At 41.6% G+C, this 17064-nt stretch carries 14 protein-coding genes; 9 read left to right on the top strand and 5 right to left on the bottom strand.

The features are described from left to right. Positions 1-215: 215 nt before the first annotated feature. The gene (locus tag DXK30_RS12060; RefSeq protein ID WP_114701887.1) at positions 216-1268 is read left to right on the top strand and encodes a 5'-nucleotidase; all 1053 of its coding nucleotides are present in this window, start codon (positions 216-218) and stop codon (positions 1266-1268) included. Between the two features lie 40 nt (positions 1269-1308). After that, the gene (locus DXK30_RS12055; protein ID WP_114701886.1) at positions 1309-1914 is read left to right on the top strand and encodes a rhomboid family intramembrane serine protease; all 606 of its coding nucleotides are present in this window, start codon (positions 1309-1311) and stop codon (positions 1912-1914) included. Positions 1915-1962: 48 nt separating this feature from the next. On the opposite strand, the gene DXK30_RS12050 is transcribed toward DXK30_RS12055, so the two are convergent. From DXK30_RS12050 to DXK30_RS12040, 3 genes are all read right to left on the bottom strand, one after another. Next, positions 1963-2526 (bottom strand): hypothetical protein, encoded by a 564-nt coding sequence (locus DXK30_RS12050; protein ID WP_114701885.1) that lies wholly within the window; start codon positions 2524-2526, stop codon positions 1963-1965. Positions 2527-2697: 171 nt separating this feature from the next. Further along, positions 2698-4566, bottom strand: coding sequence for a sodium:solute symporter family protein (locus tag DXK30_RS12045; protein ID WP_114701884.1), 1869 nt, complete (start codon positions 4564-4566; stop codon positions 2698-2700). Positions 4567-4569: 3 nt separating this feature from the next. Next, the gene (locus DXK30_RS12040; RefSeq protein ID WP_057761855.1) at positions 4570-4830 is read right to left on the bottom strand and encodes a DUF4212 domain-containing protein; all 261 of its coding nucleotides are present in this window, start codon (positions 4828-4830) and stop codon (positions 4570-4572) included. Positions 4831-5603: 773 nt separating this feature from the next. Here DXK30_RS12040 and DXK30_RS12035 point away from each other — a divergent pair. Next, positions 5604-7100 carry an alanine/glycine:cation symporter family protein gene (locus DXK30_RS12035; protein WP_114701883.1) on the top strand — a complete coding sequence of 499 codons (1497 nt, stop codon included), beginning with the start codon at positions 5604-5606 and terminating at the stop codon, positions 7098-7100. Positions 7101-7236: 136 nt separating this feature from the next. Here the strand turns inward: DXK30_RS12035 and DXK30_RS12030 are convergent, their stop codons facing one another. After that, positions 7237-9021: an electron transfer flavoprotein-ubiquinone oxidoreductase gene (locus tag DXK30_RS12030; protein WP_390178045.1), complete on the bottom strand. Its 1785-nt coding sequence runs from the start codon at positions 9019-9021 to the stop codon at positions 7237-7239. 404 nt (positions 9022-9425) lie between these two features. On the opposite strand from DXK30_RS12030, the gene DXK30_RS12025 reads away from it, so the two are divergent. From DXK30_RS12025 to DXK30_RS12010, 4 genes are all read left to right on the top strand, one after another. Then, a complete protein-coding gene (locus DXK30_RS12025) occupies positions 9426-10193 on the top strand; it encodes a DUF1285 domain-containing protein (protein ID WP_114701882.1) in 768 nt (255 codons plus the stop codon). A 217-nt stretch (positions 10194-10410) separates the two neighbouring features. After that, on the top strand, positions 10411-11400 hold the full coding sequence (murI, locus tag DXK30_RS12020) for a glutamate racemase (RefSeq protein ID WP_114701881.1): 990 nt from the start codon (positions 10411-10413) through the stop codon (positions 11398-11400). Between the two features lie 170 nt (positions 11401-11570). Beyond that, positions 11571-12578: a DUF4062 domain-containing protein gene (locus DXK30_RS12015; RefSeq protein ID WP_114701880.1), complete on the top strand. Its 1008-nt coding sequence runs from the start codon at positions 11571-11573 to the stop codon at positions 12576-12578. 224 nt (positions 12579-12802) lie between these two features. Then, the gene (locus DXK30_RS12010; protein WP_114701879.1) at positions 12803-13102 is read left to right on the top strand and encodes a hypothetical protein; all 300 of its coding nucleotides are present in this window, start codon (positions 12803-12805) and stop codon (positions 13100-13102) included. A gap of 121 nt (positions 13103-13223) precedes the next feature. Here the strand turns inward: DXK30_RS12010 and DXK30_RS12005 are convergent, their stop codons facing one another. After that, the gene (locus tag DXK30_RS12005) at positions 13224-14684 is read right to left on the bottom strand and encodes a lytic murein transglycosylase (protein WP_114701878.1); all 1461 of its coding nucleotides are present in this window, start codon (positions 14682-14684) and stop codon (positions 13224-13226) included. A 291-nt stretch (positions 14685-14975) separates the two neighbouring features. On the opposite strand from DXK30_RS12005, the gene DXK30_RS12000 reads away from it, so the two are divergent. Both DXK30_RS12000 and DXK30_RS11995 read left to right on the top strand, forming a co-directional pair. Further along, positions 14976-16472 (top strand): AAA family ATPase, encoded by a 1497-nt coding sequence (locus tag DXK30_RS12000; RefSeq protein WP_114701877.1) that lies wholly within the window; start codon positions 14976-14978, stop codon positions 16470-16472. After that, the gene (locus DXK30_RS11995) at positions 16459-17064 is read left to right on the top strand and encodes a retron system putative HNH endonuclease (protein WP_162799533.1); all 606 of its coding nucleotides are present in this window, start codon (positions 16459-16461) and stop codon (positions 17062-17064) included. Before DXK30_RS12000 ends, DXK30_RS11995 begins: the two co-directional genes overlap by 14 nt.

Genomic DNA, 17064 nt, shown 5'->3' with positions numbered 1-17064 from the left:
GTGTAACGTTATTGTATGAAGCCATATTGCTAATACAGCAGTGTGGCTTTTTTATTGGCTGATATTTTGACTAAGCACTAAGAGAAGGATGTTTTAGAAACTTACAATCTGTGACGCTGCATAATGGTAACTTTTCTTAGTGTTATAAAGGCTTATGAATGTAGTAAACTGGTTTTCATTCATTTTTCTATATAACTTTATAAGTAGAGATAGTCATGGCTGTCGATTTTAGTAATACGCTTATCGTCGCAATTTCTGCGACGGCACTTTTTGATTTGACTGAATCAGAAAACTATTTGCTAGAGCTGCTAGAGCAACGGCCTACAAATGCTATAAAAGAGTTTAGGGAGTACATGACCGAGCGTGAAAATGATCCCTTGAATATTGGTGCAGGTTATCCGCTGATTAAAGCGTTACTAAATCTAAATAAGTATTCTGATAATAGCGATGGACAGGATTCAGACATTGAAACACCATTGGTCGAAGTCGTTATCGTGTCAAAAAGTAGTCCAGATACAGGTATTCAGGTGCTTAATGCAATTCTAGAACATGATATCAATATCTCCCGTTCGGCTTTTATTTCAGGTAGCCCTGTTGCGCCTTATATCAAAGACTTTAATGTGGCTCTGTTCTTGACCACCAATCGCGAGGATGCTCAGCAAGTTACGGATGCCAATATCTGTGCCTGTGCCATACTAGACGCCACGCCTGTCAATACTTATGAGCTGGATACTGAGCAGCTGCGCATTGCCTTTGATGGTGACGCGGTACTTTTTGATGATTCAGGTGAACTGCTATACAAACAAAAAGGGTTGCGAGCTTTTCATGATCGTGAAGTACAAATGCGTGATTTGCCAATTGAAAAAGGCCCTTATGCTGAATTGTTAATTAAATTGTCAAATCTGCAAGAGCGCCTACCTGCTGGTCTAAAATATTCACCAGTAAAAATTGCGCTGGTGACAGCGCGCAATGCGCCAGCTGACTTACGTGCTATCAAGACACTACGAGAGTGGGGCGTGAATGTTGATATGGCGTTTTTTTTGGGAGGGCTAGAGAAAACCGCGGTACTCAGAACATTTGCGCCGCATATCTTCTTTGATGATTCAATCAAACACATTGATGCAGCACGTCGCTTTATTCCTACGGCCTTGGTTCCGTATCATTCGACGTCATTATTGCATAGTAACAACTATCTCACTGCTGATGAGGATGCATCACTGTTGTCGTTCAAACCTGTTGTGCACCCACTATTTGCTGTAAATCATTAAGTAGGTATAAAAAATCTAGGTAATAAGAATAGGACGGTATATGAATTGGCAGCAGTTGCTTAACTTGATTGTCGTGCGAATAAAGCAGGTCATTGGACTGTATGCTTTTGTGCTTATACCGATGTGGGGCATGTTTTTTCTAAATGAAGTGGCTTTATTTGGTATGTGGAACATCTTTGGTATCGTGCCACGTGCTTTAGATGTAGGTAGTATGATAGGGGTATTTGCTTCGTGGACTATGCATGGCAATTTGTCTCATTTGACTGGCAATACGGTGACGTTATTACAGATTTTATTTTTGTTTGGGCTGTTTGAGAAGAATGCTTATCGTACGGTGATTAAACTGGTGGTTGCATCAGGGCTGGTTACTTGGGTTATCGGGTCGCCATCTTCTATCCATATTGGCGCATCAGGGCTTTGCTTTGCAATGTTAGGTTATATGATAGGCGGGGCTATATTTGCGCGGCGTTGGGGTTATCTGATTGCTTGTATCGTCATGGGAACTGGTTATTGGCTGACCATTAAGCAAGGATTGATGCCACAACAAGGTATCTCGTTTGCGGCACATTTTGGTGGTTTGTGCGCTGGGCTATTGCTGGGCGCCAATTCAAAACATACTTATTCAGCCGCGTCTCAACGCTATTAAAAGCAACTGGATATCAGCGTTCAATGAACCAGCATAATCATAACCGTACTAAGCGTTATTGGATTGTGCGCTTTCATCAGTACAGATTTTGATAAATAGAGGATCATCTGTAGTCAGCTCTCGCCATGCAGTGGTCTGTTTAACATGTTCATCCACCGTGAGCGTGCTACCTTTTTCTGGTATCACATAGTCTGCTCGTGCAGGTGTAGTACAGTCTATTACCTGTAAGACCTTTTGCACACTTCTGCGTCTTTCAAACAGATACAAATTAACTAAATGCATGTCTGGATTGTCAGCATGCATGCTAGCATTGCCCGTATCTGCCGCAATAAAGCGCAAGACTTGCGGTTTAACATAAGACCACGGACGAAACCATTCTGTACTTTCTGCAGTTTTTACGATCTCAACACCATCCGGCAGCTGTCGGACTTGCTGACCGTACCAGTTGTATTCTTGATGTACCTGAAACCCAAAGATACCAATCGCAGCAAACAAGGGGATTAACCATTTGGGTGCGCGCTTACCTGACAGTTTACAGAGGTGAGTTATGATCAGTGCCAATCCAGCCATTCCAAATGCGGCAGCTATGGTAGCGATAAACTCAAAAAGCATAAAATATTCCTTAATGCGCTAGGCACTTTTAGTCAGGTATGTTCAATTGGACAAAGCAAAACCATAATCTAACTATTATTTTAATAAGTATTAGATAAAAAATCACTCACCAGCAGTGGCTGCCAGTGAGTGATGTGTATAGTAACAGAAGACATATCATCATTCGTCAAATTAATGGTCGACCGCACCGCCTGCACCGCGTGGTGAGCGAACGCTTTCAACCAACTCTTGAATGTGTAGCGGTGGCGCTTTGGTCGCATAAGAGACGATGAATGCAACGATAAAGTTAAGCAGGGCACCAATCACACCGAATGATAGTGGTGAGATACCAAATAGCCAGTACTCCGCTGTATCAGGGAAGTTGGCAGTACCGCTGATGAAGAACCAACCTTTGAAGACGAAGATGTAAACCAAGATACTAATCAAACCTGTCAACATACCAGCGATCGCGCCAAGGTTGTTGATACGTTTTGAGAAGATACCCATCATTAGTGCAGGAAATAGGGAGGCACCAGCGATACCAAATGCTAATGCAACTACCTGTGCCGCAAACCCTGGTGGATTCATACCTAAGTAAGTAGCAACCACAATCGCAATACCCATCGTAATACGTGCGACCTTGAGCTCTCCTTTGTCAGTAATGTTTGGATTGAGGTTTCGTTTGATTAAATCATGACTAATTGCTGACGAGATAGCGAGCAATAAACCAGCAGCAGTTGATAATGCAGCGGCTAGACCACCTGCGGCGATCAAACCAATTACCCAAGATGGCAGTTGTGCAATCTCTGGGTTAGCCAATACCAAGATATCAGCATTAACGTCGAGCTCGTTACCAGCCCAGCCTGCATCTGCAAAGCGGCCATCAAGTTCGAGGTCATGTGCAGCACGTGCTGTTTCAACCGCAGTCGTCGCAGCGCCTACGTCAACGCCTTCAGTCTGTGCATTGGTTAGAGCAACTTCTGCAGCGCCCAGTCCACTATCGTTATACATCTGGATACGACCATCGTTATTGAGGTCAGTATATTTAATCAGTCCAGTATCTTCCCAAGTTCTCATCCAATCTGGACGTTGGTCATAGTCGATAGCAGGTTCTGCAACACCTTGTGGATAGATAGTATCGATAAGGTTTAAACGTGCCATTGCGCCAACAGCAGGTGCCGTGAAGTACAATAACGAGATAAATACTAACGTCCAACCAGCTGTCCAACGTGCATCGGCAACCTTAGGAACCGTGAAAAAGCGAATAATAACGTGAGGTAGACCAGCCGTACCAATCATGAGTGATAAAGTGAACAGCACCATGTTTAGTTTGTTAGGTACGTCAGCCGTATATGCTGTGAATCCCAAATCGGTCACGACTTGATCCAGCTTGGTTAGGATAGGTACACCAGATTCGATATGGTTTGAAAATAGACCCAAACCTGGAATTGGATTGCCGGTTAATTCAAGTGAGATAAAGACAGCAGGAATGGTATAAGCAATCATCAGAACCACATACTGCGCAACCTGCGTGTAGGTAATCCCTTTCATACCGCCAAGAACTGCATAAAAGAATACAACAACCGCAGCAATAATAAGACCTGTGTTGTTATCTACTTCTAAGAAGCGTGAAAATGCGACACCAGCACCTGTCATCTGACCAATAACGTATGTGGTAGAGGCAATAATCAAACAAACCACGGCAATCATTGCAGCTGTTTTGGAATAAAAGCGATCTCCAATAAAGTCAGGCACCGTGAACTTGCCAAATTTACGTAAGTAAGGAGCCAGTAGCATGGCTAGTAGTACATAACCACCTGTCCAGCCCATCAAATAGGTTGATGCGCCATAACCGCCAGCAGCAAGCAAACCTGCCATAGAAATAAAAGATGCCGCACTCATCCAGTCAGCAGCTGTCGCCATACCGTTAACTACTGGATGTACACCGCCGCCTGCCACATAAAATTCACTGGTTGTCCCAGCCCGAGCCCAAATCGCAATACCAAAATACAGAGCGAAAGATAGGCCTACGAAAATAATATTAACTAAATACTGACTCATGGTCTATTCCTCATCTACGCCATATTGTTTATCTAACTTATTCATACGCCATGCGTAGAAGAAAATTAAAATGATAAACACCCCGATGGAGCCTTGCTGGGCGAACCAAAAGCCCAAGTCAGTGCCGCCGACTTTGATGCCGGCTAAAAGAGGACGCAATAAAATAGCAAAACCATAAGAACATAGTGCCCAAACTACTAGGCTACCTAAGATGAGACGGACATTGGCACGCCAATAACCGGATGGATCGTTATGATCTTTCATAGGACAACTCCTTTTGTCTTCCCTAAAAAATACCAACAATATAAAAAGAACTGCAATTATTTCTTACCATAATACGGATAAAAAATAATCAGGTACTGCTTTATATAGTGAAAACGATGATGCGTGATAGTACGTTTAATGCTCGGTAGTTCTTTACTTCAAATAAAAGTAGTTAACTATTTAAGCATCGCATTGACTTAAACCATCGAATGGCAAAAATAACGTTTCTTGAGGAAGACAGAAGGGTGGACTATCCAGTGTCTTTTTAACAATCTCGTCTTCCTGACAAGAGTTTTAATCTTTTTAACGCGCTAACCTGTTGTACTGCCTGATAGCTTCTTGTACTGCTTGATAGCTTCGATAACCATAAAACAGTCTAAACGGATATAGAATTCATATTAGCACGGTTTAATATAGTTAATTGCAAACTACTGCGCATGAGTGATAGATAAATTAATAAAAATTAGCTTTATTTACATTCATTAAAAAACCTAACGTCACGGAAACAGTACGGCAACCGTGAATTTATGCGGTTAAATTATCACCTAATCCATTCTATATAAGATGAAATATAATCATTATTTATTTTAAAAATAGTTATATGAGATCGATAAGTAAAAGTGATGGTCGCATGTCGCTCAATATCTATATCATGCACGTGTCTTTTTGGTATCAGGTATTTTGCGCAAAGGCTTCTACAGTCCACGGCGACCAAAATATGATATCGATATGAAACTTAAGTAATGCATATAAAGAATGAATAAGGAGCCCTTATGAACGAAGGGATAGTAGGTTGGTTTAATAACATCGTAAATTATGGTGTCGGTATTATCTGGGGTAACAATGACTGGCTGATTGCTAGTAACCCTTGGTATGGATTGCTGATGTTCTTACTAATTGGTGCGGGTCTTTACTTTACCGTCGCGACACGGTTTATTCAATTTCGTCATTTTGGTCATATGTGGAAGTTGCTACGCGTGTCCAATCAAGGACGCAAAGATGGTGGTATTAGCTCGTTTGAGGCATTGATGACGTCGCTGGCCGCGCGTGTTGGTACTGGTAACTTGGCAGGTGTGGCAATTGCAATCTATCTAGGTGGACCAGGTGCTGTATTCTGGATGTGGATGACGGCACTGGTCGGTATGTCGACCAGCTTTATCGAGTCAACCTTAGCACAGGCCTACAAAGTACCGCACAACGATAATGTGTACCGCGGTGGCCCTGCTTATTACATCGAAAAAGGTCTAGGCAAACGCTGGCTTGCCGTGTTTTTCTCATTATGTTTGTTAGTGGCCTTTGGTTTGGCATTCAATGGCGTGCAGTCAAACACCATCGCTCAAGCGACCAATGAAGCCTTTGGTGTGCCAACGTGGATGACAGGTTTGGTATTGGTAGTACTGGTAGCGCCAGTGGTATTCGGTGGTTTGCGCTCAGTAGCTCGTATCGCGGGTAAAATCGTACCAGTGATGGCTATCTTGTACATTTTGCTAGCACTATTCATTATCGTGACTAACTTTAGTCAATTCCCAGCAGCGATCGCGTTGATTGTAAAATCAGCATTTGGTTTTGAGCAAGCGGCAGGCGGTGTCATTGGTTATGGTATTGCGCAAGCAATGATTAACGGTATCAAACGCGGCTTGTTCTCTAACGAAGCAGGTATGGGTTCAGCGCCGAATGCTGCAGCAACGGCAAAGAGTCACCCTGATCACCCAGCAGTGCAAGGTTTTATGCAGATGCTAGGTGTATTCATGGATACTCTTATCATTTGTACCGCGACTGCGTCGATTATCATCTTGTCTGGCGTAGTCGATCCTAATGTCGAGCAAGAAGGTATTCAGTTAACTCAGCTAGCCTTATCACAGTATGTGGGTGACCTAGGTGTGGTGTTCGTGGCGATTGCGATTTTCTTCTTCTCATTTACGTCTATCATCGCCAACTATAGCTACGGTGAGTCAAATCTTGAGTTTATCTCTGGTGCCAAAAATGCCAAAGTAATGATCATGATTTTCCGCTTCCTAGTATTAGGTATGGTATTTATCGGCTCGGTTGCTAGTCTACCTGCCATATGGAACTTCGCTGACTTGTCTATGGGTCTGATGGCCTTAGTCAACTTAGTCGCAATTTTGCTCTTGTCTCCTGTAGCGCTAAGAATACTACGTGACTATGAGCGTCAGGTAAAAGAGGGTAAAACAGGTGATCAGATTAAGTTTGATCCTGATAACTTTGTAAAACTCAGAGATGAAGCCAACCGTGATGCTTGGACAGATTAAGCAGCATTAATTGGTAAAAATAGCTTGTTCTAAGCATTAAAAAACCGCCTTTCTCTTCTTAAGAGAAAGGCGGTTTTTATTGGAGCACAGTTTTAATGATATTAACTGTACCAGATTAAATCAGAATTATCCTGATTTACATGTTTGGGTAGTTAGGACCACCGCCACCTTCTGGCGTTACCCAAGTGATGTTCTGTGAAGGGTCTTTAATATCACAGGTCTTACAATGCACGCAGTTCTGCGCATTGATGACAAACTTAGCGCCTTCAGCGTCTTTGACCACTTCATACACACCAGCTGGGCAGTATAAACGTGCAGGCTCAGCGTACAACGGTAAGTTGATTGAGATAGGTACCGTTGGATCAGTAAGTTTTAGATGCGTTGGCTGATCTTCTGCATGGTTGGTGTTAGAGATAAATACTGACGATAACTTGTCAAATACCAGCTTACCATCAGGCTTAAGATAGGTTGGTTGATAAGCATGATTAGCACGCTCCAACTGATCGTAATCTGGGATATTGTCATGCAAAGTGAATGGCATTTTACCTTTTAGCAAGTTGTGCTCGATAAAGGTGAAAGCGCCGCCCATGAACAGACCCATACGGTGAATCGCAGGTGAGAAGTTGCGCGACTCATAGTTATCTTGATACAACCATGACTCTTTGTACATTGTGCTATAAGCAACCACTTCATCATGCTGACGTTCAGCTTGCAGCGCCTCAAAGATAGCTTCGGCTGCGAGCATGCCTGACTTCATAGAAGTGTGTGTGCCTTTGATTTTTGCTGGGTTTAAGAAACCAGCGTCATCACCTACCAACACGCCACCGGGGAAGGTGAACTTCGGTAATGAGTTTAGACCACCTTTGGTCAACGCACGTGCGCCGTAAGAAATGCGCTTACCGCCTTCTAAAACATTTTTGATAATAGGGTGCGTTTTTAGACGCTGCATTTCATCGAATGGCGAGACATATGGGTTATGGTAAGACAAATCAGCCACAAGACCAAAGCTTACTTGATTGTTTTCATCAAAGTATAACCACCAGCCGCCAGTAGAGCCAGTTTCAGTCAATGGCCAGCCAAGACCATGCATGACAACACCTTGCTCATGCTTTTCAGGCTCAACTTCCCATAGCTCTTTTAGACCGATACCATAATGCTGAGGATCAGAGTCTTTATCTAGATCAAAACGGCTGATTAAGCGTTTGCCTAAATGTCCACGGCTACCTTCGGCAAAAATAGTGTATTTGGCAAGGAGCTCATAACCAGGCTCAAAGCTCGGCTTGGCTTCACCATTGGCGGCCACACCCATATCACCCGTTAATACACCTCTGACCGAACCGTCGTCGTTGTATAAGATGTCATCGGCAGGGAAGCCTGGGAACATCATGACTTCAAGCTCTTCTGCCTGTACGGCTAACCAACGGACGACATTACCTAGCGAGACAATATAGTTGCCATCGTTGTGCATTGGACCTGGAATCAAAGAGTCAGGCACTTTAGTTGAGCGTGTGGCGGAGTTTAAATAATAGAAACGATCTTCTGTCGCTGGCACGTTAAGCGGTGCGCCTTTTTCTTTCCAGTCAGGGATTAGCTCATTTAGAGCGCGTGGCTCGATGACTGCACCAGACAACGTATGGGCACCAAACTCAGAGCCTTTTTCGACCACACAAACCATAAACTCATCATTACCAGCTTCAATAGCGAGCTGGCGCAAACGGATGGCAGCAGACAGACCTGCGGGTCCACCACCAACGATGATGACATCGAACTCCATTGATTCGCGTTCGACTTCAGGTTCTGCGGCAACTGGCTCTACGACTGGTTCTGCTTGATCTAGCGTTGCGGTCTCTGTCGCTACTGGTGCGTCAGCATTCACAGTATTACCATCGATAACTGGCGTTTGATTGTCTTGCTCTTGCATACCTACTCCTAAACTTTTAGTGGCTTATCTCAGGGCATCATTAGCTTAACAACTGAATAATAGACTTGCGGCGCTAACGTCACTCAGACATATGGCTGCCCGATAAAACTGTCTTTGCGGCATCAATTGACCCGTCATGGTTAATACCAATTTATCTAAGGATATCAACGCATAACGTAAGATGTGTCATCAATACAACACCCACTTGACCATTTCAATAAAAAATCGTTACTCATTATAAAAGAAAAGTCCTACAAACACGATACGCATTTATGAGTATCGATGCTAAGGTAATGTTAAGAAAATGAGGTTGTTATAACGATAAAGTTTCATCATACCTGAAACTAAAATTTATAGTAATAATAGATAAGCCAAACTTTGAATACTAAATAAAGGGATTAATAATGAATAACGATAATAATAGTGTTGAAGACAGCCATGAAAAACTGACTAAAGCCCCAACCAGTAAGCCTTTTAGCCTAGATGACTTAGATAATTTGGATGCACTAAGCCAGTATATTAAGTCTGCTAAAGGGACTCGCGAAGGGCGTGCGATACCACCGCTTGAAAAATGGCATCCTGAAGATATTGCTGATATGGATTTGACTATCAAGGCAAACGGAGAGTGGTGGCATGAAGGCGGGAAAATGACCCGTGAGTCATTGGTCAGCTTGTTTGCTACAATACTATGGAAAGAAGAAAATAATGGCACTACTGAGTACTTCCTCAAGACCCCTGTACAGAAAATCCGTATCCAAGTTGAAGATGCACCACTTCTGATAAATGATGTTGGTATTGTCCATGAAAATGATGTGAGTTGGTTGGAGTTTACAACGACGACAGGGGATGTGGTTCGCTTAGACGATGAGCATTCGATTGTATTAAAGGCGTATAATTCTAATAAGAGCGATTCTAATGACAGCGACTTTGATAACAGCGATCAAGCGAATCAAGTGAGTACCGCTGACGATGTTGCAGATCCTCAGGACTTAGCATCTACAGAACAGGTACGCCCTTACATGATGGTCAGAAATGGGTTGACTGCGCTTGTCGGCCGTAATACTTTTTATCACCTGACTGAAATTGGAGTGTTATCAGAAGAAAATGGTAAGACGATATTAACGCTGCAGAGTGGTGGCCAGTCTTACTCATTATCGATGCCTACTGATTAGGGGTTATATTTATCTACTAATTGCTGTATGCCGATGAGTGCTATAATTTTATAATGTCGCCTTATTATCTATTGGTTTAAAAAATCATTACCGTATAAAGGTAGTCGATAGAGAACCGACGTAGAGTAACGTCATACACGCAACATATATAGCGCATTTAAGCATTTAACTGGGTAATGAAATTGATGAATAATATGATAATGGCATTAGCATAAAGATGGATATCAAAAACCAGACAGTTGGAAAGCTCAGACCGTGTGTCGATATATCTGTTGATCAGAGTCTCAAAGCTATTGATCTAGTAGATGTCAATAAACATGCTGGTAATACAGTTGTAAGCGATAAAAACCGTAGCGCGCCCATTGGGGTGTTTGATTCTGGTGTTGGCGGTTTGTCTGTTTATTTGCATTTAGCACAGCAGCTGCCTACTGAGCATTATGTATATTATGCCGATACGTTAAATGTACCTTATGGTAATCGCGACAGCGAAGATATTGAAGCACTAACCCTAAAGGCCGTAGAGTGGTTACATCAGCAAGGCTGTAAGCTGATTGTTATTGCTTGCAACAGTGCCTCAGCATATGCGCTAGATACCGCCCGACGCTGCTATCCGCATATACCTATTGTGGGTCTGGTCCCCGCATTAAAGCCTGCTATATTGGCGAGTCGAAGCAGTCACGTAGCGGTACTAGCTACTAAGGCAACCTTAAATGGCCTATTATTAAATGACGTTATTAACAATTTTGCAAAGCCTAATGGTACAGTGGTTACCAAGTATTTCGATCCGCAATTGGTGCCTTGGGTAGAAGCAGGTATGTCAGACCAAGACCCGACAGCGGAACGGTTGCGTCAACAGCTACGAGTATTTGCTAATGAAGGTGTCGATCAGTTAGTGTTGGGGTGTACACATTATCCATTTTTTAAGCCATTCTTATTAGACGAGATACTAAAGCAGCAGCTATCAATACAAGTTATTGATTCGGGTCAAGCGATTGCCGAACGCGTCAAACAGCTACTGATGGCAAATAATCTGTCTGCATCATTTATGAGCGACAAACAAGGAAATCGGACACAAAAAACTAGCAAAAGAAATACCATTATTAGAGCACCATTAAATTTTCATGCCACTAAATATAGTGATAAACTATGCGCTTTAGTTGAGCACTTACTTGGTGAAGACATGGCATTGCAATACTACTGTGACTAGACACTATCAAAATCAATTCTATCAATAACTTGTATATAGACTTGCCTAATTAAAATAAATTGAGTGCATTTATTTAACTAAAGATTGTGCTAGGCTGAGAAAGACAAGATTTTTGTGCTCTATTTTAAATCCTATCCTTTTTATGTCACCATCTATGTTTAGAGGTAATTGTGCCAAATCGTCGCTATCATATCCATATTATATGTGCTGACAATGACCAATTGTTAGTTCTAGATACCTTGGCGATATTTTTTCAAGCACGTGCTTTTCTGACATATGATGTGTCTAGTAAACTGCCAAAAGCGTCCTTATACGGCCGACAATGTATCGATGCTTGTAATTATGTATTCATGGTCATTGGAGATAGCTATGGGACAGTACAAAAAAATGGTGTGAGTCAGATGCATTTAAGCTATCTCAGTGCCAAAGCAAAACTTAAGCCTCTTATTATCTTGGTGAAGAACAACTATCAAGAGACAAGTGCTAGTCGCCAACTCCAAGAACTCATCAGATTAGTAACTAAACAAGACAACCAAATATATTATTATGATACAGAAGATGATATCGAATCATTACTTGTCCAGGCTTACTATAATATACTAGCAAGTCATAAAATAACGGGTGGATGGATAAGAGCTAACGATGAGCTAATTAAGTTTAGTAATCAGACGGTTGCAGAAAGACTTACTGAGCTTTCTCCCCAGAATAAGAGTGTCGAGAAAGAAATCACAACCGACGAAGCTTTTGTGGTTGACCATATTAGTAAGTCAATTGTGTTGACAGAAACTTTCGAGATTCAATATAGTGCCCAAGCCTACGAAGGTGGGAACTTAAGAGATATGACAAGAGTTATGAAACTGTCTTGGCAACAGGTATTAACCGCTTTGATTAAAATACCCTCTACCTTTTCGAGCTATGGCCTTCAAAATACCATCAATCGCTTGATCGCTCCAAAAGCTGAAATTGATATCAAAAAAGATAGACCCAATGTCCATGCGGTTTCGCGCTGTCAAATTTCTCAAACTGATATGGATAATCTGCAACGTCAGTTGGTTAGTGCAAACTGGATACAGTTAGTGACTTATGGCACCCGCGTATCGCAAGAACTTTGGAAGCTAACTTTCTACGCAAAAAACTTACTACACGATCAGATATCTACTACGAGTAAACAAGACTAGTAGGTAATACTTATAACTATGCCTAACTATACCTTCTATAAAGATTTTTCTGAAATAGTGACTACGTTTTGTAATACAAAGCATACGCGGCAATGGTTGTGAATCGACTCAAGACTCGTGATAATAAGAACCATCAGATACTAATCTTACTTAGAAAAAAACTGTATTAAAATTAAAAATGCATAAAACGTAATATAATATTGACCGATTAAGGAGAGCGCACAATGAGTAACGCTAAAAATGACGAGTTATTAAGAGAGCTTGATGGTCTAGAGAAAAGCATGCATGACGCTGATCAATTTCATACGCTAGAAGAACAAGTGGCAGATATGAAACGCCGCGGCATCGATCCAAGCCAAGCTTACAAGGATTTGGATAGAAAAGCAGAAGATGAAGACTGGGGTGATGCGACTTGGAAAGAAAATGGCAAGTGGGAGCCAAAAACGGCTGCTGATCTAGACGATAACGCTCGTGAAAACTGGGACGGTGACAACGGTAAGCCAAATCCGCCACCTATTGTCTAAATCTTTCTTGAAATATCGATGTGATAGGTGAAGGTCTTCACTAGGCATCAAACATAAAAAAGCCACGCTAATCATAGCGTGGCTTTTTTAGTGATTTACGGTAGAACTATTCGGTACAGTATTATGACCCTTCGTCAATGCGGACTAGCTTGATCGTACCATCGGCACTAGCAACACGGCGATAACGCGTATTGGTAGAGGTTGAAGGACTTGTCGATGGTTGAGAAGAATAGCTATTAGGTGTAGTGGTCTGTTGCTGAATCAATTGTCCCATACGATCGGCAGGCGCAGGGTTCAAAGGTCGGCTATTTGCTGGCTGACCGTACTGGACTTGACTGGGTGCTGCATTACCAACGATAGCACGATAGAACTTTTGGCCTGCGCGTCCATCTGCTGGGAAAATACCGCGACTAGTCTGGTATTGCTGGATAGCGGTACGAGTATTGTCTCCGATGATGCCATCTACACCGCCGATATCATAACCGGCATTGAGCAACGCTTGCTGAATATCTTTAGCCTGCTGGCGGCTGATACCAGGATCGTCGGTCGGCCAAGCAGTGATAAAGTCTGTTTTGCTGCTGTCTTCGCGAGTGATTAGATCTGATAAGTGTGCAATCGCCAGTGCGTAGTTCTCTGAGGCATTATAAGAGTAAAAAGTGTCGAAGTTTTTACCAACTAAGAAAGCAGGGCCTTCCATCCCAGCTGGTAGTAATAGGCCTGCACTGCTCAAGTCATACGGTAACGGACTACCATTAGCCAACGTTAGACCTTGGTCGCGCCAATGGCTTATCGACTTTTTGTCTTTACGATTCGAAGCGGCCCAAAATCCATCAGGTAGTTTGACTTCATAGCCCCAAGGCTCACCAGTACGATAGCCGCGATTGTCCAAGAAGTTTGCGGTAGAAGCGAGTGCATCAGGTACGCTATTGACCAAATCACGACGTCCATCACCATCGAAATCTACTGCCAATTCTAAGAAAGTACTCGGCATAAACTGTGTCTGTCCGAAGGCACCTGCCCATGAGCCTGTCATATCATTTGGTGCGATATCACCGTTTTGCACGATTTTTAGCGCATTGGCGTACTCACCTTGGAAATAGCTCTGACGACGATCGAAACAAGATAATGTCGCTAAAGACTCAAATAATGGCTTTTTACCTAACGTTTGACCAAAGTTTGATTCTACGCCCCAGACACCGAGCACATGCTCAGCTTTTACGCCATAACGCGATTCGATTTGACGTAGTGTAGAGCCCCATTGACGTTTGGCTCGGATACCGTCCTCGACACGCTCTTTGTCTACCAATGCTGATAAATAGTCCCAGACGTCTTTTTGAAACTCTGGTTGATAATTCAGTGACTGAATGACACTAGGATCAGGCTGGCTTGGGCGATAGTTATTAAAGGTATAACCATCAACACCGCTAAACTTGCTAGAGTTTTTTAGATTGTCCAAGCACTGCTGAAACTCACTATTGGATAAATCAGGTGCTGGCGGCTGCGCGGCTTGAGCAGTGGTAGCAAGGCTGATGCCGACAGCAACACTAAGCAGCGACAAAGTAGAAAAAGGAGTTAAACGCATGAAAATATCCTATAAACGTTAAAATAGTTATCGAAAGGCAAAAAATGATATTAACGTAGAGTAACCAATCTAAACAGTAAAGAAAAGCTGTCGCAGTACCAAGGTTATAAATGGTTACGATAAATTGACGCTGCCGTGAGATTAGAAGAGGATTTTAGATGAGTTTAGGCTTTTTCTCAAAACAATAGCATTCCTCAGCTGTGTTTTAAGTTGCTATACTGACTGATAAGCATCACCATAGAAATTAGTAAAATTTTTCAATATTTACTACCTATAAAAATAAGGTAAACAATGAAAGTCAAACGTTTGCAACTACAAAACTACGGTCGCTTTGACGACTTAAACATAGACTTTGCACCAACTTCTGAAAAGACGGGTAATGTCACTGTGATTGTGGGTAATAATGGGGCTGGTAAGTCACAAGTTTTGCAAGCACTGGCGACAAATTTGAGTTGGTTTGTAGCAAAACTTGCTAGTGATGAAGATGGTTTTAATATTGATAAAACTTATATAAATAATGGTAAGAACGAGGTAAAAGCTAGTATAAGGGTTGATTTTAACGAGAACAATCCAATGCCTTATGGATTAGAAGAAGATGCAGACTGGAGTATTACTTCTGTTAAAGATGGACGTCTTAAATCTTCGAGTAATTATATGAAGTTGTTAAGTAAAACTGTCAGAAGTTTTCGCTCAAACCTAACTAAAGAAGATAAGTATTCTTTACCTCTTATAACTTTCTATTCAGTCAATAGGACAATGTCAGTTGAAATTCAGAAGGATATTTTTTCATACCAATATGATCAGTTGGATGCTTATAAAAACTGTTTAAACTCAAACTCTATAGTTTTCTCGAATTTTCTAGATTGGTTTAGAAATTCAGAAGATATTGAAAATGAAAGAAAAGTATCAACTGAAAGTATTTTGGAAGGATTAAATAGTGAAAATGAAAAAGTTTTGAATGAAGTTAAGAAAATTTTAAGTCAGCTTAAGTCTTCTAAAGAAGACAAAGTAAATATTGGTCTAGAGATGTTAGAGGAATCTAAATATAAAATAGAAAAAGAAATACATGAAGTGCAAAAGCTACAAAAGCATAGCGAGGACATTGCTAGAGACTTACCTTTATTCTTTGTGAAAAGCGCCCTGAAGTATTTTACTGGGTTCACTGATTTTTATATCCGTCGTAAAGGTACTGCTACCATGATAGTGGAAAAGGATGGCGAAAAGTTAGATGTTAATCAGTTGTCACAGGGTGAAAAGTCTTTATTAGCTTTAGTAGGTGATATAGCTCGCCGTCTAGCAATTCTTAATCCAAGCCTAGCGAATCCATTAGACGGTGAAGGCGTAGTGATGATTGATGAGGTGGATTTGCATCTTCATCCAAAGTGGCAACACGACTTGATTGACAAACTGGTCGCTACCTTTCCAAATATTCAATTTATTCTAACCACACATTCGCCACATGTTATCAGTGATCGTAACGATATTTTATTATATTCGTTGGATGATGGTGAATTGACAGAAATGCCTAATGTCTATGGTGAGGATGCCAATACAGTGCTCACTAAAATCTTTGATGTGGATATCCGAGACAGTAAAGTGGAAGAGCAGTTTACTATTATTCGCCGTGCTATCAGTAAGCATGATTATGTGACAGCAGATACTTGTATAACAGAGCTATCTGAAAAACTGCCATCTGACCATCTAGAACTATTGAAGTGTCGCTTGCTCTTGGCTCAATCTAAACTGGCAAATAACCATAAAGATGAGTCTAGTCATGCAGAAGATTGATAAGTTAGGTTCAATTCCTGTTGAGACAGCAAAGGGTTTTAAAAAGTATAAAACTGAGAATTGGGGCAATATTCCAGAGGATATCAAAGCCCCTCTGCGTCAGCAGCTATATGATGAACAGAATGGAGTTTGCTGTTATTGCTGTAAAAGTCTTGGCAATGGAAACACGACTATTGAACATTTAAAAAGCCGTAACGACTATCCACATAAGTGTTTTGACTACGATAATTTATTATTAAGTTGTAGAACTGCTAAGCAGTGTGACAACGCAAAAGGCAGCCAAGAACTGCTTTTAACACCGCTTATGAATGAATGTGAAGATGAGATAAAACTAAATCTTGCAGGAGAGTTAGAGTCCGATAGTAAACGTGGTAGTGACGCTATTCAAATGTTGAATCTAAATAGTCGTAAAGCCTGTAGACACCGCAAAGATTTGTTCACTATGATGAGTGAGGTTTTTGGTTATGACTTACCGTATAAGCCTCCCATAGAAATAACAAATGAATACGCTCTTGAAATGCTTTTAACATGTCTACCTGATGAAGGGCAAAGAAGTGAGCTTCAATATATTGTCAAAAAACTGACTAAATAA

The sequence above is a fragment of the Psychrobacter proteolyticus genome (assembly GCF_003350005.1).
Classification (GTDB): domain Bacteria; phylum Pseudomonadota; class Gammaproteobacteria; order Pseudomonadales; family Moraxellaceae; genus Psychrobacter; species Psychrobacter proteolyticus.
Note: the sequence above shows the minus strand (reverse complement) of the source record. Positions and strands in the feature narration are given on the sequence as shown.